This is a genomic window from Psychrobacter sp. R86515 (assembly GCF_042466315.1).
Classification (GTDB): domain Bacteria; phylum Pseudomonadota; class Gammaproteobacteria; order Pseudomonadales; family Moraxellaceae; genus Psychrobacter.
This window is the reverse complement of the sequence record NZ_JAXHCC010000001.1, coordinates 2,701,840-2,724,134: the sequence shown is the minus strand read 5'-3', so window position 1 is coordinate 2,724,134 and position 22,295 is coordinate 2,701,840. Positions and strand designations below refer to the sequence as shown.

General features: G+C 42.2%; 19 protein-coding genes. 8 read left to right on the top strand and 11 right to left on the bottom strand.

The features are described 5' to 3' along the window. Nucleotides 1–10: 10 nt before the first annotated feature. The 3 genes from guaB to pdxH all read left to right on the top strand — a co-directional run bounded on the left by guaB (nt 11) and on the right by pdxH (nt 3,841). Complete coding sequence (gene guaB / locus SJY28_RS11255) at nt 11–1,483, top strand: IMP dehydrogenase (protein WP_057760534.1); 1,473 nt, start codon at nt 11–13, stop codon at nt 1,481–1,483. 213 nt (nt 1,484–1,696) lie between these two features. Next, nucleotides 1,697–3,064 carry a phosphoglucosamine mutase gene (gene glmM, locus SJY28_RS11250; RefSeq protein ID WP_379544511.1) on the top strand — a complete coding sequence of 456 codons (1,368 nt, stop codon included), beginning with the start codon at nt 1,697–1,699 and terminating at the stop codon, nt 3,062–3,064. A gap of 105 nt (nt 3,065–3,169) precedes the next feature. Further along, nucleotides 3,170–3,841: a pyridoxamine 5'-phosphate oxidase gene (gene pdxH, locus SJY28_RS11245; protein ID WP_379544991.1), complete on the top strand. Its 672-nt coding sequence runs from the start codon at nt 3,170–3,172 to the stop codon at nt 3,839–3,841. Between the two features lie 130 nt (nt 3,842–3,971). Here the strand turns inward: pdxH and SJY28_RS11240 are convergent, their stop codons facing one another. The 7 genes from SJY28_RS11240 to SJY28_RS11210 all read right to left on the bottom strand — a co-directional run bounded on the left by SJY28_RS11240 (nt 3,972) and on the right by SJY28_RS11210 (nt 12,390). Beyond that, nucleotides 3,972–5,234: an HlyD family secretion protein gene (locus SJY28_RS11240; RefSeq protein ID WP_379544510.1), complete on the bottom strand. Its 1,263-nt coding sequence runs from the start codon at nt 5,232–5,234 to the stop codon at nt 3,972–3,974. An 85-nt stretch (nt 5,235–5,319) separates the two neighbouring features. Next, complete coding sequence (locus tag SJY28_RS11235) at nt 5,320–7,008, bottom strand: MFS transporter (protein WP_379544509.1); 1,689 nt, start codon at nt 7,006–7,008, stop codon at nt 5,320–5,322. 398 nt (nt 7,009–7,406) lie between these two features. Further along, nucleotides 7,407–8,036: a glutathione S-transferase family protein gene (locus SJY28_RS11230; protein ID WP_160021176.1), complete on the bottom strand. Its 630-nt coding sequence runs from the start codon at nt 8,034–8,036 to the stop codon at nt 7,407–7,409. Between the two features lie 30 nt (nt 8,037–8,066). Continuing rightward, nucleotides 8,067–8,744 (bottom strand): type 1 glutamine amidotransferase domain-containing protein, encoded by a 678-nt coding sequence (locus SJY28_RS11225; protein ID WP_057760524.1) that lies wholly within the window; start codon nt 8,742–8,744, stop codon nt 8,067–8,069. Between the two features lie 239 nt (nt 8,745–8,983). Beyond that, nucleotides 8,984–10,033, bottom strand: a complete 1,050-nt coding sequence (locus SJY28_RS11220; protein ID WP_379544508.1) for an NADP-dependent oxidoreductase — start codon at nt 10,031–10,033, stop codon at nt 8,984–8,986. Between the two features lie 167 nt (nt 10,034–10,200). Next, a complete protein-coding gene (locus SJY28_RS11215; RefSeq protein WP_379544507.1) occupies nt 10,201–11,412 on the bottom strand; it encodes an iron-containing alcohol dehydrogenase in 1,212 nt (403 codons plus the stop codon). Between the two features lie 378 nt (nt 11,413–11,790). Continuing rightward, on the bottom strand, nt 11,791–12,390 hold the full coding sequence (locus SJY28_RS11210) for a TetR/AcrR family transcriptional regulator (RefSeq protein WP_057760518.1): 600 nt from the start codon (nt 12,388–12,390) through the stop codon (nt 11,791–11,793). A 428-nt stretch (nt 12,391–12,818) separates the two neighbouring features. Here SJY28_RS11210 and SJY28_RS11205 point away from each other — a divergent pair, with 428 nt between their 5' ends. After that, nucleotides 12,819–14,297, top strand: coding sequence for an aldehyde dehydrogenase family protein (locus SJY28_RS11205; RefSeq protein ID WP_379544506.1), 1,479 nt, complete (start codon nt 12,819–12,821; stop codon nt 14,295–14,297). Between the two features lie 116 nt (nt 14,298–14,413). Here SJY28_RS11205 and SJY28_RS11200 read toward each other — a convergent pair whose 3' ends face one another. Beyond that, entirely contained in the window at nt 14,414–14,662 is a 249-nt protein-coding gene (locus SJY28_RS11200; protein WP_057760515.1) for a hypothetical protein, read from the bottom strand. Nucleotides 14,663–14,874: 212 nt separating this feature from the next. On the opposite strand from SJY28_RS11200, the gene SJY28_RS11195 reads away from it, so the two are divergent. The 4 genes from SJY28_RS11195 (at nt 14,875) to SJY28_RS11180 (ending at nt 19,034) form a co-directional block, all read left to right on the top strand. Further along, the gene (locus SJY28_RS11195; protein WP_379544505.1) at nt 14,875–16,269 is read left to right on the top strand and encodes a DASH family cryptochrome; all 1,395 of its coding nucleotides are present in this window, start codon (nt 14,875–14,877) and stop codon (nt 16,267–16,269) included. A gap of 69 nt (nt 16,270–16,338) precedes the next feature. Then, on the top strand, nt 16,339–16,776 hold the full coding sequence (locus tag SJY28_RS11190; RefSeq protein WP_379544504.1) for a DUF3429 domain-containing protein: 438 nt from the start codon (nt 16,339–16,341) through the stop codon (nt 16,774–16,776). A gap of 210 nt (nt 16,777–16,986) precedes the next feature. Next, entirely contained in the window at nt 16,987–18,234 is a 1,248-nt protein-coding gene (locus SJY28_RS11185) for an NnrS family protein (protein WP_379544503.1), read from the top strand. A gap of 284 nt (nt 18,235–18,518) precedes the next feature. Then, nucleotides 18,519–19,034, top strand: a complete 516-nt coding sequence (locus SJY28_RS11180) for an Rrf2 family transcriptional regulator (protein WP_379544502.1) — start codon at nt 18,519–18,521, stop codon at nt 19,032–19,034. 121 nt (nt 19,035–19,155) lie between these two features. Here the strand turns inward: SJY28_RS11180 and SJY28_RS11175 are convergent, their stop codons facing one another. From SJY28_RS11175 to SJY28_RS11165, 3 genes are all read right to left on the bottom strand, one after another. Then, complete coding sequence (locus tag SJY28_RS11175; protein ID WP_379544501.1) at nt 19,156–19,902, bottom strand: hypothetical protein; 747 nt, start codon at nt 19,900–19,902, stop codon at nt 19,156–19,158. Between the two features lie 132 nt (nt 19,903–20,034). After that, the gene (locus tag SJY28_RS11170) at nt 20,035–20,781 is read right to left on the bottom strand and encodes a hypothetical protein (protein ID WP_379544500.1); all 747 of its coding nucleotides are present in this window, start codon (nt 20,779–20,781) and stop codon (nt 20,035–20,037) included. A 314-nt stretch (nt 20,782–21,095) separates the two neighbouring features. Then, nucleotides 21,096–22,028 (bottom strand): dienelactone hydrolase family protein, encoded by a 933-nt coding sequence (locus SJY28_RS11165; protein ID WP_379544499.1) that lies wholly within the window; start codon nt 22,026–22,028, stop codon nt 21,096–21,098. Between the last annotated feature and the right edge of the window lie 267 nt (nt 22,029–22,295).

Sequence of the window (22,295 nt, the reverse complement as noted above, 5' to 3'; positions counted from 1 at the left end):
AGGGGTCTGTATGTTGCGAATTGTCGATGAAGCCTTAACCTTTGATGACGTTTTATTATTACCAGCCTATTCTGAAGTTCTTCCAAAAACTGCTGATCTGTCTACTCGTTTGACCAAAAACATCACACTTAATCTTCCGCTAATCTCTGCGGCGATGGATACTGTGACTGAGTCTGAAATGGCTATCACTATGGCACAGCTTGGTGGTATGGGTATTTTGCACAAGAGCATGGACATCGAGAAGCAGGCCACACAAGTACGCCGTGTCAAAAAATTTGAAGCGGGTACCGTCGTTGATCCTATCACTGTACATCCAGAGATGACGATCGGTGAATTGCTGCGTTTGACTCAAGATAACAATATCTCAGGTGTGCCTGTGGTTGAGAAAGGCACAGATAACGTTGTGGGTATTGTTACCCATAGAGATTGGCGTTTTGAGACCAACTTATCGTTGCCAGTTAGCCAGATCATGACGCCTAAAGAGCAGCTAGTAACTGTGCACGAAGGTGAAAGCAACGAAAATATCAAAAGATTATTGCATGAGCACCGCATCGAAAAAGTCATCGTTATTGACGATAACTTCCGTCTGCGTGGTTTGATTACTGTTAATGATTTTGCCAAAGCTGAAAACAATCCAAATGCGTGTAAAGACGAGCAAGGTCGCCTACGTGTTGGCGCAGCTGTTGGTACTGGTGCCGACACGCAAGCACGCGTTGAAGCATTAATCGCTGCTGATGTCGACGTTATCGTCGTTGATACTGCGCATGGTCACTCAAAAGGCGTGATCGATAAAGTATCTTGGATCAAGAAAAACTACCCGCACGTACAAGTAATTGGTGGCAACATCGCAACAGGCGAAGCTGCAATCGCTTTACGTGACGCAGGTGCTGATGCAGTAAAAGTAGGTATCGGCCCTGGTTCTATCTGTACCACGCGTATTATCGCAGGTATCGGTGTACCACAAATCTCAGCCATTGATAATGTCGCTAGTGCTTTAAAAGACAGCATTCCATTGATTGCTGACGGTGGTATTCGTTATTCAGGTGATATGGCAAAAGCAATCGCTGCTGGTGCATCATGCATCATGGTTGGTTCACTCATGGCTGGTACTGAAGAAGCACCAGGTGAAGTTGAGCTGTTCCAAGGTCGCTACTATAAAGCTTACCGTGGTATGGGTAGCTTGGGTGCGATGTCAGGATCAAACGGTTCTTCAGATCGCTACTTCCAAGATGCAAAAGACGGCGTAGAGAAGCTAGTACCAGAAGGTATCGAAGGCCGTGTTCCTTATAAAGGACCAGTTGCGGGTATTGTTAATCAGTTGGTTGGTGGTTTACGTTCATCAATGGGTTATACTGGTTCTGCCACGATTGAAGATATGCGTACCAATCCCCAGTTTATCAAAGTAACCTCAGCGGGTATGAAAGAGTCGCATGTGCATGATGTGCAAATCACTAAAGAAGCACCGAACTATCGAGTAAACTAGATCGTTCCGTGAAATACTTCTCTTTTGTAAATTTCAAACGTATTGATGTTAGCTGAGACGTAAGGCTGCAGCGAGCTTAAGATACAAACAGCCAACAATGCTCTGTTATTGTTGGCTGTTTTTTTTGTAAAATACAGAAACAGATTATTACAACAATAGTATTGCCTGCATATACGTTTGGCCTTTTATTTTTTTTGACTTGAGGAACACATAATGAGCTATTTTGGTACTGATGGAATTCGCGGAAAATTTGGTGAATTACCAATTACACCGGACTTTATCTTAAAACTAGGCTACGTCACTGGGCTTGTCCTCATAGAAAAAAATGAAAATCCTACGCGTAAGCCAAGTGTGGTGATTGGTAAAGATACGCGTCTGTCAGGCTATGTGATAGAGGGAGCATTACAAGCAGGTTTTAATGCTGCTGGTGTTGATGTTTATATGCTTGGTCCATTGCCGACTCCAGCGATTGCGCATTTGACTCGTAGTTTCAATGCAGATGCTGGCGTGGTTATCTCAGCCTCGCACAACCCTTATTATGATAATGGTATCAAGTTTTTCTCAGGTGACGGCAAAAAACTTACTGATGAGATGCAAACTGCAATTAATGATAAATTGACGGCAATTATGAACGACGTTAGTAATGACGTTGCTATGATGCCTATTCTTGATCCTGCAAATTTAGGTAAGAACAATCGTATTAATGATGCAAAAGGTCGCTATATTGAATTTTGCAAAGGCAGCTTTCCTTATCAATACGACCTCAGTCATTTGACGGTAGTAGTGGATTGTGCCAATGGTGCGGGCTATAGTGTAGCGCCTAGAGTAATGCGCGAATTGGGTGCCAACGTGATTGCCATCAATAATACGCCAGACGGTATCAATATCAATGCTGAATGTGGTTCTACTCATCCTGAAAGCTTACAAAAGGCTGTGCTTGAGCATGAAGCAGATGTCGGTATTGCACTAGATGGTGATGGCGATCGTATCGTAATGGTTGATGAGACGGGTAAGCTAGTCGATGGCGACGGTATCTTATATGTGCTTGCTACTCAAGGTAAAACCAAAGCTGAAGGTGTTGTCGGCACACTCATGAGTAATATGGGATTAGAGCTGGCGCTAAAAGATGCAGACATTCAATTTACTCGCGCAAAAGTGGGTGATCGCTATGTGATGCAGGATTTAGAAGCTAATGGCTGGATATTGGGCGGTGAGCCATCGGGTCATATTCTTTGCTTAGACAAAAGTCGCACAGGGGATGCTATCATTGCTGGCTTGCAAGTACTGGCAGTCATGCAAGCCAGAGAGCGTGCGTTAAGTGAGCTTGTTGAAGGTTTTGAAGTGTTGCCGCAAAAGCTAGTCAATGTACGCTTGTCTCAAATGCAAGATCCATTTAAACATGAGGAGTTGGTTGCTGCTTTTGATAAAGCACAGGCAACGCTAGAGGGTCGTGGTCGTCTGTTGATACGTCAGTCAGGTACAGAGCCTATGATTCGCGTGATGGTAGAATCAGATGATGAAATAGAATGTGATGTAATGGCTAATCACTTAGCTGATCTTATAAAATCGGTACTAGGCTAATAGTATTTGAGGCAATAAGTGGCATTCAAGATAATGACTGATATCTAAATGACTGGTATTTAAGATAATAATATTATAGTTTTCAAATAAGGAGTTGCCATGAGCATGGACTTTACCGACCAACGCCTCTCATACGAGAAAGGTGAGCTTGACCAACAGTCAGTACCGACGTCACCATTCGAGCTTTTTAAAGCTTGGATGAATGAGGCGCTAGCGCAAAAGGTGCAAGAGCCTTATGCAATGAGTTTGGCAACATGTGGCGCAGACAATAAGCCTAGCGTCCGTATTGTGTTACTACGCGAAATTACTGAGACAGGTATTGTTTTCTATACCAATTATGAAAGCGCGAAGGGGCAGGATATAGAAGAAAACCCTAATGCCGAAGCGTTATTCTTTTGGCATGAGCTGGAGCGTCAAGTCCGTATCAGCGGTAGTATCGCTAAAATTGATGCTAATAAATCGGCTGTTTACTTCCAAAAGCGTCCCCATGATAGTCAAGTAGGCGCTTGGGTCAGTCAACCACAAAGTGGTGAAGTGGCCAATCGTGAAGTCATGGAGCAAACGTTTGAGCAGCTTCAAGCAGAGCACCCTGACAATACTACTGTACCAACGCCAGAGTTTTGGGGTGGGTATGAAATTACGGTTGAAAGTATTGAGTTTTGGCAAGGTCGCGCCAATCGGATGCATGACCGAATTGTGTATACGCAGAGTAGCGGCGACAACAGTGAAGTCAGTGAAGGCAATACAGGCTGGACAACCAAGCGTTTATTACCATAGTTGCTGTAGTTTGAAGCTATAGATTATACAAAACTAAAAAAGCCACTTTAAATCCAATTTCTTTGGTATCTAGAGTGGCTTTTTTACGTTAGCTATTGACCTTAGTTGGCATTATTTTTTATCTAACTTTTTATTCAACTTCGGTATCGACATCCACTGAGACTGACATACCAGGGCGTAAGCGTGCAAGTTCAGGCTGGTTTTGGTCTAGGTCGATGCGTACAGGAATACGTTGAGCAATTTTTATGTAGTTACCTGTTGCAGGGTTGGCAGCAGCAGCACTAAACTCGCTACCAGTCGCTGGCGAGATATTACTCACGTGCCCCGTAAATTTGGCGCCGCCAAGCGCATCGACATGAATGGTTGCAGGCTCGCCGATTGCCATATTGGCTATTTGAGTTTCCTTAAAGTTTGCAATAATCCAAATGCCTTTTGGCACGATATACATGAGCTGCGTACCAGCGCTGACGTATTGACCCTCTTTGACACTGACTTGGCTTAGCTGGCCAGATTCAGGCGCAGTGATGATAGTATTGTCTAGATTGATTTGTGCTTGCTTGACACCTGCTTCAGCATTTTTGATATTTGCGTCCAGCGATGAGCGACTGCCGCTAGTCTTTTCACGGTTTTCTTGGGCGGCTTGCAAATTAGCCTCTGCTTGCTGTACACCTGCTTGTGCTTGAGCCAATTGCGCCTTGATGTGAGCAACTTCTGCTTTTGATACCGCACCAATAGCATCTAAACCTTGATAACGGTTAACATCTTCACGCGCGCTTTCTACATTGATTTTGGCACTATACAAATCAGCTCTACGTGCTTCTATTTGTGCTTGGCTGGTTTTCGTGTCTTGATCATTGGTAGAGCGACTGGTAAGAGCTACTTCGGTATTCGCTTGTGCCTGATCGAGCTGCTGCTGAAAGGTTCGATCGTCAATCTTTATGAGTAAGTCGCCCGCTTTTACGTTGGCGAAGTCTTGCACGGCTACCTTGGTGACATAGCCAGAAACTTGCGGGCTAATAATAGTCGTCTGACCTTTGACAAAGGCATTATTGGTTTGCTGTACCGTTGGGGTGAACGGTGGGAGCTTCCATGCATACAAAATCAATGCCACGCCAATGACAATCAATAAAATTAATAAGCCTAAGTTTAGATAGGATTTTTTCTTGGGCGACCAACCAGTAGTATCGGGTATTGGCTCTTTTGGCGGCATTGGTGGTTCATTGCTATCTGAACTGTTTTCTACATCACCTTCTGCTGTCTCAGTTACTGATGGCGAAGAGGTTGTAGCAGGCTCTTCTTTACTTATGTCGGACGCTATAGGTGTGTCTGTTGCTGGAGCGCCAGTGGCCGTCTGAGGTGTTTGATTAAGCTCATTTGGTTTTTCTTGGCTCATGACGTGCTCCTAAATTTTTAATAAATATTGAAATGGACTGGCTATAAATGAATGGGGTGAAACATTATTAATATAATAAACTGAGTTATTTTGACTCACGCATTTTTGCAATAACGGCAAGCTCTTTAGCCAATGGATTGCGCTTGTGGTAACGGTTATAAAAATAGTTGATCAATAAAATGGCTGTAACGAAAGTAGCAAAACTGGCCATTAAAAAGAACAGATCGCTATAAGCTGAGACAGTTGCTTGGCGCTGAATCCCTTGCAAAACTTGGCTCATCGCAGCCACATTCGCTTGCGCTGTGTGCGTCGTTTGGTTTGACAATACACTACGAGTACCAGCAATTTGAGCGCTGAACGTAGGATCACCTAAGTTCAGTGAGCTGACCATATCTGCATAATGCACTTGTGTACGAATGGTCGTAAATGCCTGAATAGCCGCTGCACCTGCCAATCCACCAACCGTTTGGGAAATACCAAAGATAACCGAAAAACTAATGATATAAGCAGGCCCACTCGCAATAGCTCGCAGAAATCCTTCGAAAACCAAAGGTCCCATGAAATATACCGCGGCAAATGCAATCAAAAACTGGCTAATATAAAACATATAGGGTGCAGAATTAATAGAGACCCCAACGTCCATCCAAGAGCCCAAGGCAATCAATGCCACTGCAAAAATAACGGGACGGCGCAAGTCCATCGGATTGGTACTAAAAATACTAATTACCAAAGCCAACACACTGGCAGCCATTATGACAGCATAAAAAGTAACCAACTGATCGTTACCATAGCCCAAATTGGCAAGTAGGCCTGCAGCACCGACATTTTGCTCAGATAGCAAAATTCGCATGACTGCGCCGGTAATCATAAAAGCAATAATATTGCGGCTACGCATCCAGCGGACTTGTAACATCGGGTTTTTGCGATGCGTTTCAATCCATAAAGCGACGCCAATCCCAACGATAGCAATCATCAGTGGATAGACGAGCCAAGGCGTCGTCCACCATAAAATCCTACCTTGCACTAAAATAACAGCCAGTGCAGCTAGACCGCTCGCAAAAAAAGCAAAGCTTAAAAAATCGAGTTTCTCAAATACTTTTTCTGTATTGCCTGGTGGTAGCTCCAATATATTAATCAGTCCAAAACAAATCAATGCCAAACCAAATTGAAATAAAAATAAGTTTTCAAGCTGACCGTCGATGGCGAGATAGGGCGAGATGATTCGTGATAATGGAATACCAAACTGCACCAAGCCAAAACCCAATATCAAGCCACTAGTACGCTTGACGGTTGGCATACCTTGCAAACAATAGAATAAACCTAAAATGGTCATGCCACTTGCGACCATACCGCTAAGTCCCCTTGCGACAATCTCTAGGTAATAAGGCTCAATTCCTATATTAGGCGTATCTAATAAGTGACTACTGATTAGCCACTGTAAACTCGTGGCGGCCAACAAAAAGAACAGAGTGATTTTGCTAAAAAGTGACATACCAAATTGTTGGCGAATTTTGTACAGCAGAACGGTGATACAGGCATTGGTCATATTATAGCTAACAGATATCCAGCCACCTTCAGCTGGCGTTAAGCCCAGTTGACCCTGAATTTGAGTAAGGTTTGCGACGAGTAGACCGTTTTGGAAGCTAGCAGTGAGACCAACGAAAATTCCGATCAGTAAGTAAAATAATTTGCGACGTGCAGGATGATCAGGATTGGCAGGAGAGCCCACCATTATCGGTTGTTCGTGGGGCTTAAACTGATATTCGTTACTCATGGACGTACCATCATCTGTATAAGGAAATAGAATGGCATAGAACAGATTCCAGACGCAAAATCAGGTCAGTACGATGAATGTTCATAGCTTAAAAAACAGCGGGGTAGCTGATATAAATGCTGGTCAAACTGGAAAGATAACCTAAGAAATGCAGGGCATATTTTATCATAACTTTTACAGTGCTTTTGTCATCACCGCGTAACTCATCGGCGCTGCTGAATAAAGATATAGCAGTGTCTCATGCAATTTAACGAACATTAAAACAAACGATGCAACAAGCAAAAAATACTATACGCATAAAAAACAGCTCTATACAGAGCTGTCTTTGTGTATCGAAAAATTGGTCAGTTAATACATAATATTTTGGCTAATACCAAGGTATCAATGAATGTCAAATACTAAATTGATTCATCGTATTTCGCTTCTAGCTGCATCGCACGCTGATAGCTATCAAGACCGGCCAGCTTTTCAGCATACTGTTTGATATGCGGATAGGCATCAAGTTTCTGACGCTTAGCAAGAATAATCAAATCAAATGACAGCATAAAGTCGGCACCGCTTAGCTTATCACCTACAATAAACGACTTACCTTCAACTGAGGTATCCAGATACTTAAACAATCTGGTTTTTTCTGTCTCGATATAGCCGTTTAAAAACTCATTGTCATTGATGCCTGCTTTGTTAGTAAATAATTCAAGCATTAATGGCAACATGAGCGAGCTTTCTGCAAAATCAATCCACTGTAGATAGTAGCCATAGTCTGAGCTTCCTGTAGCAGGGCGCAGACGCTCGGGCGCAAACCGTTCAATCAACAGCTCAGTGATGGCACCTGACTCAGCATAAATCTGTCCATCCATTTCGATAACCGGAGACTTACCGAGTGGATGTACAGCCTTTAGAGAGTCTGGTGCTAAATGAGTCTTGGCATCGCGCTGATGACTGACGACTTCATAAGGTACGCCTAGCTCTTCTAAGAGCCATAGCGTCCGTAATGAACGTGATTGATTGAGATGATGTAAGCGAATCATGGTATCGACCTTATTACGTAGTGGATTTGACTAACCTTTCAGCTTCGCCATTAGACGCTTAGCAGCTTCTTCTGATGATGCAGGGTTTTGACCTGTGATTAGTAAACCATCTTCAACGACAAACGATTCCCAATCAGCCGCTTTTTCGTAGTTACCGCCATTGGCTTTCAATGCGTCTTCTACTAGGAACGGTACTACGTCTGTTAGGCCAACTGCGTCTTCTTCAGAGTTCGTGAAACCAGTCACTGTTTTGCCTTTTACTAAGTACTCGCCATCGACTTTAACGTTTTTAAGCGCTGCAGGAGAATGACAAACAAAAGCAACAGGCTTGTCTTGCTTAACAAAAGTCTCGATCAGATTGATAGAGTTTTTATCTACTGCCAAATCCCACAATGGGCCATGGCCACCTGGGTAGAATACTGAATCGAAATCTTCAGCGTTCATATCAGCAAGTTTTTTGGTATTAGCCAAATGCTCTTGCGCGTCTTTATCGTCTTTAAAACGAGTGGTATCTTTGGTTTGCGTGTCTTCTGTGTCACTACTAGGATCTAGTGGTGGCTGACCGCCAGCTGGAGAAGCTAGAGTTACATTTACGCCAGCGTCAAGAAATGCGTAGTAAGGAGCAGCAAATTCTTCTAGCCAAAAGCCAGTTTTCTTACCAGTATCGCCTAAACGGTCATGAGACGTTAGTACCATTAAAATGTTCATAATTATCCTTGTTTATTATTTATGTGTTAGTAACTATATAGCCAACAGTCATAAGTTTTACGTTACATCATTAGCCGTTTTTACTTAATTAGCCTAAATGCAAATAATGACTGTTAGCATTATTCCTGCTTTGTAAGCAACTTTCAGTAGTGATATTAGCAATTTATGTTGTTAAGTAGTTATTCACAACGATTGCTAACTGTCAGTAGCTACTTAACTAGTGAATGTTTAACCAATAACTATTTAACGTCAGATACTTTGATTACGGTTTTACCAAAGTTATCACCGTTTAACATACTGACAAATGCATCTGGGGCATTATCTAAACCGTCAGTAATGTGCTCTTTGGTTTTTACTTCGCCTGACTCCACCCATTTGCTCATGGTTTCTAAGAACTCTGGGAAGTGGTCGCCATACTCTTCAAAGATAATGAAGCCTCTGACAGTTAGGCGTTGGCTTAAGATAAGACCCATCAACATACCTAGGCGATCTTTGCCATCAGGTAAATCAGTTGCGTTGTACTGCGATACCAGACCACATACTGGAATACGTGCGTGGTCGTTAAGCAATGGCATTACCGCATCAAATACTTTACCGCCAACGTTTTCATAGTAGATGTCGATACCATCTGGACATGCTGCTTTTAATTGCTCAGCGAAGTCGTCAGCTTTGTGATCGATACAGATATCAAAGCCAAGCTCATTGACTGCAAAGTCGCATTTCTCTTTACCGCCTGCCACACCGACAGTGCGCAGACCATATTGATTACCCACTTGACCGACAGTGGCACCGACCGGTCCAGTTGCTGCTGCTACGACTAAAGTTTCGCCTTTTTGTGGTTTACCGATATCAGTCAGACCCATGTAACCGGTGAACCCTGGCATACCTAACACACCTAAACCATAAGAAGGGTTTGACATGTTTTTGTCTAGTTTGAGGACGCCTTCGCCATCACTAACACTGTAGTCCTGCCAGCCTGAGTTTGATACGACTAAGTCGCCTACCGAGAAGTTGTCGATATTCGACTCAACCACTTGCGCTACGGTACCACCCATAATGACGTCACCAACTTCTAACGGGTCTGCATAGCTTTTTGCATCACTCATACGTCCACGCATATATGGATCTAGTGATAGATATACAGTGCGTAGTAGCATCTCGTTATCTTTTGGCGTAGGAATGTCGCTAGTCGCCATGTCAAAGTTGTCAGCAGTAGGTACGCCATTAGGACGGCTAGCCAATTTGATTTGACGGTTTGTTTGTTGATTCTGTTGTTTGTCGAAGCTCATTGTAGGACTCCTTTATATTTATTAATTGTCATTATTATAGTGGTGTTAAATGTAGTAGCTACTCAGCATGGAATAGCTACTACTATAAATAGCATAACGATATGTACTTATTGTTACTGCCGAGATTTTTCTTATAATTCTTCTGACAGTTCTTGCTAAAGCGCTTATTAAGACGCTTTGCTAGTTACAGCGCGCTGCAAGATACGACGTGATACTTCTAAGTCGTTGGTACCATGTTCACCAAGCTTGACCATGTTATGCACTTCAAGTTGCTTGATAATTGGATCAATCGCTGATTCAGTCAAGTCAACGTCTTCTAGGCTAACTGGCAAGCCAAGCTCGCGGAAGAAGTTTTCAGTGTAAACAATGGCCGTTTCGATGATAGCATCGTCATCTAGGTCAGTATCGGTAATGTTCCATACGTTACGTGCATACTGAAGCAGTTTTTCTTTTTTGCTTTCTTTTAGTTCACGCATAACTGATGGTAATACGATGGTTAGCGTACGTGCATGATCGATAGCGTGTAATGATGTCAGCTCATGACCAACCATGTGAGTTGTCCAGTCTTGTGGTACACCAGTACCGATCAGACCGTTCAATGCCATGGTTGCTGTCCACATAATGTTTTTACGTGTTTCTAGGTTTTCTGGATCTTGCTTAACAACTAGACCTTCATCGATAAGGATTTTAAGCAAGCTTTCAGCAAAGGCATCTTGTACTTTAGCGTTTACTGGGTAAGTCAGATATTGTTCCATTACATGAACAAATGCATCAGCCACACCATTCATAACCTGACGTTCAGGCAGGGTAAGTGTTTTGATTGGATCTAGAATTGAGAATTTAGGGAAGGCAAATGGGTTACCAAACGGTAGTTTTGCTTGACGTTCGCTATAGTTGATCACGCCGCCTGAGTTCATCTCAGAACCTGTGGCTGGGATAGTCAATACAGCACCCAAGTCGACAGCAGAATCGATGTTTTTGCAATAACCAGTTAAGGCATCCCAAGCTTGGTCACGTGAGACAGTGCCGTCCTCTTCAGTCAATGAAGAAACGAGTGCGACAAATTTGCTGCCGTCAATCACAGAACCACCGCCAACTGCTAATAAGAAGTCGATGTTGTGCTCATTAACCATATCAGCGGCTTTAAGTAATGTGGTGAACTCTGGGTTAGCTTCAATGCCACCAAATTCAAATACAGTACGGTTACCGCTTGCCGCTAATGCAGTTTTTACTTCATCTAAAGTACCAGTACGCTGTGCTGAACCACCACCATAAGTGATAAGAACACGTGCATCAGTAGGAACTAGATCTGATAATTGCTCGATTTGACCTTCACCAAAAACGATACGGACTGGGTTGTAGTATTGGAAGTTATTCATAAGATTCCTAATTAATAATAAAAAGTGTTTAATAAAAACGGTTCAATTAAATTGTTTTGACATGAGATATTGTCTGATATCAATCAATGAATGATAAGCAATGCTCGTATAGACATTCATTCTTAATATTTGTGCGCATTGTACACCAATTAGACCAGTCGTCTAGTGATATTTACAAAACTCTCGTATAACTGTTTAAGCCGTCTGCAAATGTCTTTAAGAAATTTTTTTGGAAAAGAGAAGACAATAAAGCACACTGAATACTCAAGCATAGTACTGACAGCTACTATCTAGAAGCGTTATGAATATTCAATGTGCCTTAATGTTTATGATGCTTGTGCTAAAGGTGCAGTCGCTAGAAATTCGAACAGTTAACTATTAGCGTCCCATTTGGGTCGTGGTCATCTGCCAAATTTCTGCTAAAGGGGTATTGGTTTGGCTAATCTTTGCAATCAAGCTTGCGCCAAGCCATGCAAAATACCAACGCTTGGCCATACTCTCAGCCGAGATGTTATCGTGACGAGGGACAGACTCATCGAGCCAGCCAGCTTTGATCTGCTTGGCGAGCCACATGGTCGTCTGCTGATAGCCAGTATCGAGTGCCTTACGCATGGTTTCTGACATATCAGCTACCTCTGCGCTGAGCTTAACCACCAAGCACTTCTCATGGTCACAGCCGTTCTGCTGCGTGTCATACCAGTTTTGAAAATAATCATATAGCTTTTGCTGCGCACTGACATCTTGTGCATCGATAACATCTAACCGAGTCTTATATAAGCTAAAATAATGATTAATAATGGCTTCACCAAAGGCTTCTTTAGAAGCAAAATAATGGTAAAAAGAACCTTTTGGCACGCCTGCTGTATCTAAAATTTGTTTTAGACCAACAGCGGTAAAACCTTTTTTAGCAATTAATTGGTAGCCAGTAGCAAGTAAATGAGCTTTGGTATCTGGGGTAGTTGCGTCTGTATTAGACATAAACAGGATTGTCTCCCTTGGTAGTTGCTTATATTAGCGTATGTATTAGATAGTCAGTTAAAACAGTTAGCGTTCATTTGAACGTCACGTTGATGGCGTATTGTAATAGGATATATTTATATGTGTTACGTTTTATCAACAATATTTACTGACAAAATAGTCTTGTTTTATTAATAGCTATGGTAGCATTAGACCAGTCGTCTAGCAAGGTAGGTTTTGTTGTTATCCGTTACCGTTAGTATTTATTGCTAAAGAGCATTTTTCATTAGAGCTCTTTTTAATTGAGGACTATTGATTGATAGCTTGGTAACGATTTCAGACTTACTTCTTGCCAGATATTTTCTCATTAAGATATCGCCGACTTAATAATTTTATTTTAATAATCGCAAACCAATACTTAACATAACAAATTAAAAATAAGGATGATTATGTCAACCAATACGACTAGTACATATAGTGATTTCCATTTACAGTTCATCGCTGGTGAATGGCAAACCGGTAAAGACGATAGCACCAACACCAATACCAACCCATATAACGGTGATACGCTTGTAGAGATCCAGCAAGCGACCAAAGATCAGTTGAACGAAGCCTATGATGCTGCGACCCAAGCTCAAGAAGCGTGGGCCAAGCAGACGCCAGCAGAGCGTTCTGCAGTGTTGTATAAAGTCGTAAACATACTTGATCAGCGCCAAGAAGAAATCGTCGATTGGCTAATCAAAGAGTCGGGCAGTACCCGTATCAAAGCCATGGTCGAGTTCGGTGCGACGCGCGCGATTACCCTTGAAGCAGCGACATTCCCTAATCGTGTACATGGTGAGATTCGTCCATCGAATACCCCTGGTAAAGAAAACTTCATTTATCGCGAGCCAATCGGCGTTGTCGCTGTCATTAGCCCATGGAACTTTCCGCTACATTTAACCCAGCGCTCTATCGCGCCTGCCTTAGCACTTGGTAATGCTGTCGTGCTCAAGCCTGCTAGCGATACGCCAGTGACAGGTGGCTTGCTATTGGCCAAAGTGTTTGAAGAAGCGGGTCTACCAAAAGGTCTATTAAACGTCGTGGTCGGCTCAGGTAGTGAGATAGGCGATGCAATCGTTGAGCACAAAGCGCCAAGCCTTGTGTCGTTCACAGGTTCGACCTCAGTGGGCAAACATATCGGTGAGCTGGCCAATGGTGGTGAATACATCAAACAAGTGGCGCTTGAGCTAGGTGGTAACAGTCCATTTGTGGTACTAAAAGATGCTGATATCGAACAAGCGGTAAAAGCGGCCGCTTTTGGTAAATTCTTACATCAAGGTCAAATCTGTATCGCGATTAACAGAGTCATCGTAGAAGACGAGATATATGATGACTTTGTAGAGCGTTTCTTAGCACACGTCAAAACATTAAATGTCGGTGATCCTAATAAGCAAGATACTGCTGTTGGCCCAATCATCAACGAAAAACAAGTTAAATCGCTCAAAGAAAAAATCGCTAAAGCGCAGGAAGAAGGCGCAAAAATGATACTCAGTGGCGAGATTCAAGGCCAAGTCGTACCGCCACACATCTTTACCGAAGTCACTCGCGAAATGGATCTATCACGAAATGAAGTGTTTGGACCATTGGTTGGTATCATTCGTGCTAAAGACGAAGACGACGCGCTATCGATTGCCAATGACTCTATGTATGGTCTGTCTAGCGCGGTGTTCACTGCTGATATGCAAAAAGGTCTGCGCTTCGCTCGCGGTATCAGAGCTGGCATGACCCATATCAATGACATCTCAGTCAATGATGAAAGCAATACGCCATTCGGTGGTGAGAAAAATTCAGGCATCGGTCGTTTTAACGGTGAGTGGGTACTAGAAGAGTTCACTAGAACACATTGGATCTCAATGCAAAATGAACCACGTGAATATCCATTCTAAATGTCTTAAAATAGAATGCTAATAGCTAATAAAAAAGACCGCTTCGATAGCGGTCTTTTTTGTGTGTGTTATTTGACAACTTACTGATAATGACGTATTTGAAATTGGTCAATTTCTTATCTGGCATGAAAGCCAAGTAACCCTTCAATCTCTTCCATAGTCATTCGTCTTACCAGTGCTTGTTCTTCTACCGACAGGCGATTGGTGTGTTCTTTTATCATCGTATGAATACTCCGCGATATCTCAGAGGTGGTCGCGTAATACATTTGAGGCTGCTCTTTTGTCAGTCTCATCAAAAATCGATTGATAAGTTTACGCTTTTCATCTGATTTATTTTCTTCAGTCGTAGTATTATTTTGAGTCATGGTGTTCTCCTAGAGGTAAGCCATTTAAGCAGTCAGACACATGAGAGTCAGTGCTTATAAGTGGTTTCTGGGGCTGAGCGCAGTGCCTTACAAGTGTTAGACTCGCATCATAGTTGAATGCTAAGTATGTTTTACACTGTATATGATATTTCAAGATCAAAGACTAAATATTAAAATAATAGATAAGCGTTAAACAGTCAGAAGGATAAGGTATGTCAAATCAGGCAGCGAACAACTCAGAGAATAACTCAGCGAACAGAAATGTCACATTGGTGCTATTCCATAATGACTTGCGGGTAGCCGACAATGCCACTCTATTAAAAGCATCTAAAATCTCCACTGATGGAAAGCTGCTATTGGTTTATGCCTCATCATTGGCAGACATATTAGATGATAAAGACCATTACGACGCCTATCGTTATGAGGCTATGGGGCAAGCTCGTCAGCAGTTTTTGCATGAGAGCCTAGCTGATTTAAATGCGTCACTGATACAGCGTGGTAATAGATTGCTGTATTTACAGAAAGGCGATAAAGCATTGGATGTCTTTACTCAGTTGAGTAATCTAATAGCGCAGCAACGAGTGACAGATATCTGCATCAGTCAAACGGCAGATTATAATCAAAACAAAGTATATGACCTTCTACAGGCGAAATATCCAGAGATACAGTGGCATATACATACAACAGCAACTTTGTTTGATGGGTTACCATTAGAGCAGTTGCCCAAAAGCTTTACGCAGTTTCGTAAAAAAATCGAAAGTGACTATAACTTGCTGCATGCAGAAAAAGATATAGCCATTTATCCAACGCCAGAAATACTTGCTCCATTGCCTGAAAATATGCAGAGTAGGAACGAATACTTTTTTGAATTGCAGTTGTCTAATCAGGCAGAGCTTGATAAGCCATCGCAGCCGCCATCCAGTTTTATAGGTGGAGAGTCAAATGGCCTCAAGCACTTAGATGCTTATTTCTATTCCGATGCGCCGAGCACTTATAAAACAACCCGAAACGCGCTTGATGACTGGACACATTCTACAAAGTTTTCCGCTTGGCTGGCAAACGGCTCACTGTCTGTAAACACAGTATTAGATCGTCTGCGTCGCTATGAGCGCGACGTCGTCGCAAATGATTCTACCTATTGGATATGGTTCGAGCTGCTGTGGCGTGAGTATTTCTATTGGTATGCTGTCACCCACCAGAAAAAGTTATTTTGGTTCAAAGGCATCGCTCAGCACGCGCCTTCAACTCAATTGGACGAAAATCTGTTAGCACAATGGAAAAATGGTACAACACAATATCCTATCATCAACGCATGCATGAACCAATTGCGTACGACAGGTTATATGTCGAATCGCGGACGACAACTGGTTGCTAGCTGCTTTATCCATGAGCTAGGGCTTGATTGGCGTTACGGGGCAGCTTACTTTGAGCAACAACTTATCGACTACGATGTCGGCAGTAATTGGGGCAATTGGCAATATCTGGCAGGCGTGGGTGCTGACCCAAGAGAGTGCAGGCAGTTCAATATCGATAAGCAAACCCAGCAATACGATCCAAACGGTGAGTTTATCCGTCAGTGGCAAGGCAACACTCAAAAGAGCGATTAATGTATGTTGAAAGCTCCCACTCAACAGGTGATAGCTATTATTAGACTAATTATAAGATAGGTTTAAACAATGAAAAAGCCCAGTCCTTATCTCACTTTTGTAGGTGCTATTCCGTTTGTCGCCTGTGCGTTTTTATTGATGATAGACGTTGTTACCGTGCCTATGCTTGGTTCAGTAGTCGATATATTAAGTGCTTATGGGCTAGTGATTGCATCATTTATGGCAGGCGCGCATTGGGGTAATCATTTAGATTTAGCTGACAACAATAAGTGGGCTATTAGACTTCCACTGTATAGCAATGTCATTGCGCTTGGCCTTTGGCTTGGGTTTTTAATCTTATCAGCCAGTAGTTTTATTTGGCTATTAGTGATTGGTTTTATAAGTCTGTTGGTTATTGATTATAATCTGCATCGAGCGCAGATTATCAATCACACATATTTTAAAGTTAGGCAGCATGTCACGGAGATAGTGGTCATATCGTTAGTCATTGCGGCACTACAGTTGTAAGGGGTATTAACTAAGTCATAGCCAAATAACAGCTAAAGAACAGCCAGCCTGATTTCTCTACTTTTATACTTGGAACGTTGATTTGAGAGATTTCCGTAGGCGCCGCACTTCAGTGAGTAAAGTGTTTGATAGTTAGACTAAAAACTTATAAAGTTCATTTAAAATGAATGTTATAATCAAAACCATCTATATTCCTCTAAGAAGATAGCTATGCAATCCATCAAGTTACCTAGCAAACCACCAAGCTCTCCACACTCTATCCTTAATTTGAGCTTTCGCATATTTTTTAGTACTGCTGCACTATTTGCCGTAGTAACGATGCTGCTATGGGCGTTTGTTTTTACTGGTCACACCGATATCGATGCACAGGTTTTGAACCCGTTATACTGGCACGGCCATGAAATGGTGTATGGTTATGCCCTGGCAGTGGTAGCCGGGTTCTTGCTAACCGCGGTCAAAACATGGACAGGGGTTATGATGCCGCATGGTTATAAATTGCTAGGTATCTTTGTCTGTTGGTTGCTAGCACGTCTGAGCTGGTTGGGTTTTGGGTTTGGCATAACGCTTACAGGTGATAGTATCTCGTGGCTATATATAGCAGCCATTTTTGATGTGTTATTTGTCGCTTCGATGGCATATGTGATAGGTCGAGCGGTATGGCAAGTTAAGCAATACAAGCAAATGGGTATATTAGCAAAACTGGCACTGCTGACCTTTGGCAACGGACTCTGCTATTGGGGCATTATCAATGCTGATATGAACACAACCAAGATAGGCATTTATTTTGGGTTCTATTTGATCATCGGGTTAGTGCTAACGATTGGTCGACGCGTAGTGCCATTTTTTATCGAACGTGGTCTTAGTATGGGTATAGAAAATTCAAAACCTATTAAACTACGTAATAGTAAGACACAAGATATCGCAAGCTTAGTATTTTTCTTCGCCTTTTTTATTAGTGATGTGTTTTATCCAAATAAATATCTGCTGACGGTTACTGCACTTGGTGTGGCAGTGATCAATATCGTTCGTCTGATAGGGTGGTATCATCACGGTATTTGGCAAAAACCATTACTTTGGTCGTTGTATATTGCGTTTCTAGGCATGTGTTTGAGTTTTTTACTATACGCATTACAGCCTTGGCTCGGTTATCCGCACAGCATCGCTATGCATGGACTAGCGATTTCTGGTGTTGGTATGATGACGTTAGCCATGATGACTAGAGTATCTCTGGGACATACGGGTCGCAGCATTCATCAACCGCCAAAAATGGTAAAGGTTATGTATGGCTTGATGGTATTGGTATTTATCAGTCGCGTACTACTACCGCTAATAGATATAAGTCATTACCTAATGTGGATTATGATGGCACAAAGTGCTTGGATTGCGTGTTTTGTGCTATTTTGCATCAGTTATCTGCCAATGCTAGCACGTCCTCGGCCTGATGGTTTGTTTGGTTAAAGTCGGCTAACGACACTGTCCACAAATGCTATGTCCAAATGTTATTACCAAAAACGTGACTTACTTTGTCTAGGGCGTGTACTCAATTCAAACGAGTGTCCTTTAAATGGGCTAAAAACAGCTAAATTTTGCCAAACATCGTCAAATAGTTGGTTAATATCTCAATATTATCTGCACTATTTTCCTCGTTTGACGGCAATTTATCTCATTTTTATCACCATTTTTAAAATGAGGACACACCCTAGCTTAATATATAAAATTTATAAAAATAGGAGCGCAAGTACATGCGACTGACCAATTATAGTGACTACGCGCTACGCTCATTGATTTATTTAGCCGTGAGACCAGATCCATCATTATTGGCTAATATTAGCGATATCGCTGACAGCTATGGTATTTCTAAAAGTCATTTGACAAAGATTATTCATCAGTTGGGCCAACTGGGGTATATAGAAAGTGTGCGCGGCAAAAACGGTGGTATACGATTGGCACGTGCACCTAAAGATATAAATTTGGGCATATTGATCAAACAGATAGAGCCTGATTTTAATCTGGTAGAGTGCTTTGCCGTACCAGCGTCTCATAATGATAGTGAGCAGGGCGCTCATCAGGCGGATTTGCCAGTGACTTTTATTGAAGAAAAACACAATAAATCACTAGGCTGTGTAATTAGTCCAGCCTGTCAGCTAAAAAGCGTGTTTTTTGAAGCGCTTACCGCATTTATCAATGTGCTTGAGCGTTATACATTAGCAGATATTCTTAATAATGAGGATGAGCTGGCTACTTTGCTATTTCGGTAACAGCTTTGATAATAGTGGCGATATGATTATAACCGGCTCACAAAAATGGGTCGCTACATAAATACAGTAATAGCGACCCGTTTTTATATTTATTAAAAATATATGTTTAAGGTGTGAGAAGTTAGGCGTTTTCTAGTTTTGGACGAGCTTTCTTGATGGCTTTCACCAGTGCTTTCTCAAACCCACCTTCTTTAAACTGAACAAGATAAGAGTGTGCTGCACAGAAGTTACGAACATCACGCCACTCATGAGCTAAATTGGTCGCCCAGTCGCAATATTGCGCGCCAGCGTTTGGCTCGTTTTTCAGTGCTTTTTTGGTCGTAGGATGCAGTATTAGCTCAGGCAATACAGCTTCTAATAGCTTCGTTGGTGGACTCATAAAAGTATCATCTACGTGCAAGCTTTGGCTGGCAGGATGATAAGCCAATAAAGAACCTGCATGAATCATCTCATTGGGCGATATATAGTAAATGCCCTCTGACATTGAAAACTTAAGTTCAGGATAGCGTGCAGCGACTGCGTCACTTTCAACTAAATCATCTGCCCAATTGATTTCTGGTACTTTTTTATGATGACGGCTACTGCCATAAAACGTCGCTTGCGGAAAGTCTTTGGCCATTTGAGCACAGCTGACTGTATGAAACGGATGTACGTTCAGCACCGCTTCGACATCTTGACCATTATTGGTAAGTGCCATGACCTCATCTCGAATATCACCCGTTAGGGCGTAACTGTCCAGAAAGATAAATTTTCCTGATGGTAGCTTGACCAGCGAGCATTGTGTGCCGATGTTTAACACGCCACCAATACGGAATGTTCCGCGTATGTTCCAAAATCCTGCGCCTAAATCATGAATGCGATCAGTCATTTATAGTTTTCCTCGTCTAGTAAATTGAATAGAATATGTAAATAAAATAAAGTTACTTTTAAACTGTAAGCTTCATCTTTCAAGTTGTTTTAATGGTATGTGTTCTAACTCTTTACGCCTTTATGTTTGTTTTTATGCCTTCTCAAGCTCAGGGCGAGCCAGATCAATCGCTGATATAAGTGCTGACTCAAATTGACCTTCATCAAATATAACCAATCCTGAGTGCGCACCGCAAAAATGACGGCCATCACGCCATTTGTGTGCCAGCTCTACTGCCCAATCACAATAGTGCTTAGCTGCGTTTGGCTCATCTTTGAGCGCTTTTTTGGTAGTAGGGTGTAAGCCTAGGTTAGGCTGCACGGCATTTATTAACTTGGAAGGGGGTATCTCAAAGGTATCATCGACATAAATGCTCTGGCTAGCAGGATGATAGACCAGTAATGAGCTGGCATGAACTGTTTCGTCAAGTGAGATGTAATGAATGCCTTGAGGCAAGGAGAATTTAAGTTCAGGGTAGCGCGCAGCAACGGCATCGCTTTCGACTAAGTCATCTGCCCAATTGACTTCAGGTAATTGCTCTGGATGTCGGCTACTGCCATAAAAGGTGGCTCGCGGAAAGTCTTTGGCCATTTGAGCACAGTGTACTGTATGAAACGGATGAACATTGAGGACAGCTTCGACATTTTGACCATCATTGGTCAATGCCATAACTTGCTGACGCACATCGCCAGTCAGTGTATAGCTATCCAAAAAGATAAACCGTCCTGATGATAGTCTTATGAGTGCACATTGAACCCCAATATCAAGTATGCCATTTTTAATAAATGAGCCTCGAATACTCCAAAACCCTGCACCCAAATCATACATCTCATCAGTCATCAACATGGCTCCTTAATCGTTCATTTATTCAATCGCTTTACTTGTTTGTAGCACCCTATAGTCGGTTCAATATAATTTGGATAAAAGGAAGGCGAGTGAAAGTATTACAAGTTGTAGACTAAGCGAGCCTGACACCGTATCCAATTTATAGAGGATTGACTATATGATTATTAATTTTTATGGCAGTAATGTCTGTAAGAAAAAAGATAGAAGCAATGTAAATGTGTAAAAATAAAAAAGAGTTGTTATTCAAATGTCATTATTAACAGTGAAAGCTGTATGTCCTTCCTTTTATAAGTAGATTAAAAAATAGCTTATAAACAGTCTTCGTAATCATAGGCTGAGATACGAGGATCATCTATGTAGCTTTCATTGCCGCATAAGAATTTATCGAAACGGGTATCACCATTAATATAACGTTGCATCCATGCGATAGCAGGCTTACTTAATAGTTTCTCGTTAAAACGATGACTGGCACAGAAATGACTGCCGTTGTTAATCTCGACCTTCATTTTTGGACCGTTAGCTTTTTGATAGAAAGTATTGGTATATTTTTTATTCGGAGCGATACGGTCATTTTCACAAGCGATGAATAGAGCAGGCGTATCCATCGCGCCATAGCTCGTATCGTGATAGGGTGTTTGTGCAATGATGGCTTGCACCGTACTGCGTTCAGTTGCCAATCGTAGCGTACCGCCGCCGCCCATTGACCAGCCAATCGCACCCAAACGATTTGGATCTATCATATGCCCCACTGTTTCATCAGCGATGAGATGATCGAGAGCCGCGCTCAATTGTTCAGCACGGCTATCTGGGTTATCGTAAATGGAGCTAGTATTAATAGTAATAACGACAAATCCCCAAGAGGCCAAACGCGGTCCCCACCATTTGATAGAAGACTCATACGACACGTAACCTGGCACCACCGCGATGCCACCTAGCAGACCACAGCTAGCAGCATCCGTTGGATAATGTATGGTACCGCCACCAAAACCATTGGCAGATTGGCGATTCACGTGCTTGGACTTTACAGAAAACGGACCGTTATCACGTGTTTTTGTGAGCTCAGTAGCAGTGATAGTATCATCCTTTATACAGTCTAATGCTGCTAGTGAGTTTGTAGCGTTAAGTGTTGATCCAACTGGGTTGAGGCTTTTAACGCTAGTTTCGGTCACAGTTATTTCTGCTACAGCCATCGTAGAGAAAACCAATGTACTCATCGCAATAATCAGTTTTGAAAGCATCATATTTTTTGTCATAGTAAATTGTATTTTAAAAGGTTGTGTGGTCGTGCACGTCTCCAGGTTAGAAAAGATAGACGTAGGTAGTGATTGTTAACTGTCATTGTTATCAATCGTTAAAGCAGTTAAATGCGTAGCAAATGTGTCAATAGCATCTAACCATACTATCCTGTATATGCGATAAACGTAACGTTGATCTTGACCTTGCGAGTCGAAAACTGTCTTCACCGTCTCAAGTCGAAATATAATTCCTAGTCAAGTTTTTCTACGATA

Excerpts from the sequence above, each read along its gene's own strand:
- guaB (WP_057760534.1), top strand. The coding sequence starts at position 11 with ATGTTGCGAATTGTCGATGAAGCCTTAACCTTTGATGACGTTTTATTA.
- glmM (WP_379544511.1), top strand. The coding sequence starts at position 1,697 with ATGAGCTATTTTGGTACTGATGGAATTCGCGGAAAATTTGGTGAATTA.
- pdxH (WP_379544991.1), top strand. The coding sequence starts at position 3,170 with ATGGACTTTACCGACCAACGCCTCTCATACGAGAAAGGTGAGCTTGAC.
- SJY28_RS11240 (WP_379544510.1), bottom strand. The coding sequence starts at position 5,234 with ATGAGCCAAGAAAAACCAAATGAGCTTAATCAAACACCTCAGACGGCC.
- SJY28_RS11235 (WP_379544509.1), bottom strand. The coding sequence starts at position 7,008 with ATGAGTAACGAATATCAGTTTAAGCCCCACGAACAACCGATAATGGTG.
- SJY28_RS11230 (WP_160021176.1), bottom strand. The coding sequence starts at position 8,036 with ATGATTCGCTTACATCATCTCAATCAATCACGTTCATTACGGACGCTA.
- SJY28_RS11225 (WP_057760524.1), bottom strand. The coding sequence starts at position 8,744 with ATGAACATTTTAATGGTACTAACGTCTCATGACCGTTTAGGCGATACT.
- SJY28_RS11220 (WP_379544508.1), bottom strand. The coding sequence starts at position 10,033 with ATGAGCTTCGACAAACAACAGAATCAACAAACAAACCGTCAAATCAAA.
- SJY28_RS11215 (WP_379544507.1), bottom strand. The coding sequence starts at position 11,412 with ATGAATAACTTCCAATACTACAACCCAGTCCGTATCGTTTTTGGTGAA.
- SJY28_RS11210 (WP_057760518.1), bottom strand. The coding sequence starts at position 12,390 with ATGTCTAATACAGACGCAACTACCCCAGATACCAAAGCTCATTTACTT.
- SJY28_RS11205 (WP_379544506.1), top strand. The coding sequence starts at position 12,819 with ATGTCAACCAATACGACTAGTACATATAGTGATTTCCATTTACAGTTC.
- SJY28_RS11200 (WP_057760515.1), bottom strand. The coding sequence starts at position 14,662 with ATGACTCAAAATAATACTACGACTGAAGAAAATAAATCAGATGAAAAG.
- SJY28_RS11195 (WP_379544505.1), top strand. The coding sequence starts at position 14,875 with ATGTCAAATCAGGCAGCGAACAACTCAGAGAATAACTCAGCGAACAGA.
- SJY28_RS11190 (WP_379544504.1), top strand. The coding sequence starts at position 16,339 with ATGAAAAAGCCCAGTCCTTATCTCACTTTTGTAGGTGCTATTCCGTTT.
- SJY28_RS11185 (WP_379544503.1), top strand. The coding sequence starts at position 16,987 with ATGCAATCCATCAAGTTACCTAGCAAACCACCAAGCTCTCCACACTCT.
- SJY28_RS11180 (WP_379544502.1), top strand. The coding sequence starts at position 18,519 with ATGCGACTGACCAATTATAGTGACTACGCGCTACGCTCATTGATTTAT.
- SJY28_RS11175 (WP_379544501.1), bottom strand. The coding sequence starts at position 19,902 with ATGACTGATCGCATTCATGATTTAGGCGCAGGATTTTGGAACATACGC.
- SJY28_RS11170 (WP_379544500.1), bottom strand. The coding sequence starts at position 20,781 with ATGACTGATGAGATGTATGATTTGGGTGCAGGGTTTTGGAGTATTCGA.
- SJY28_RS11165 (WP_379544499.1), bottom strand. The coding sequence starts at position 22,028 with ATGATGCTTTCAAAACTGATTATTGCGATGAGTACATTGGTTTTCTCT.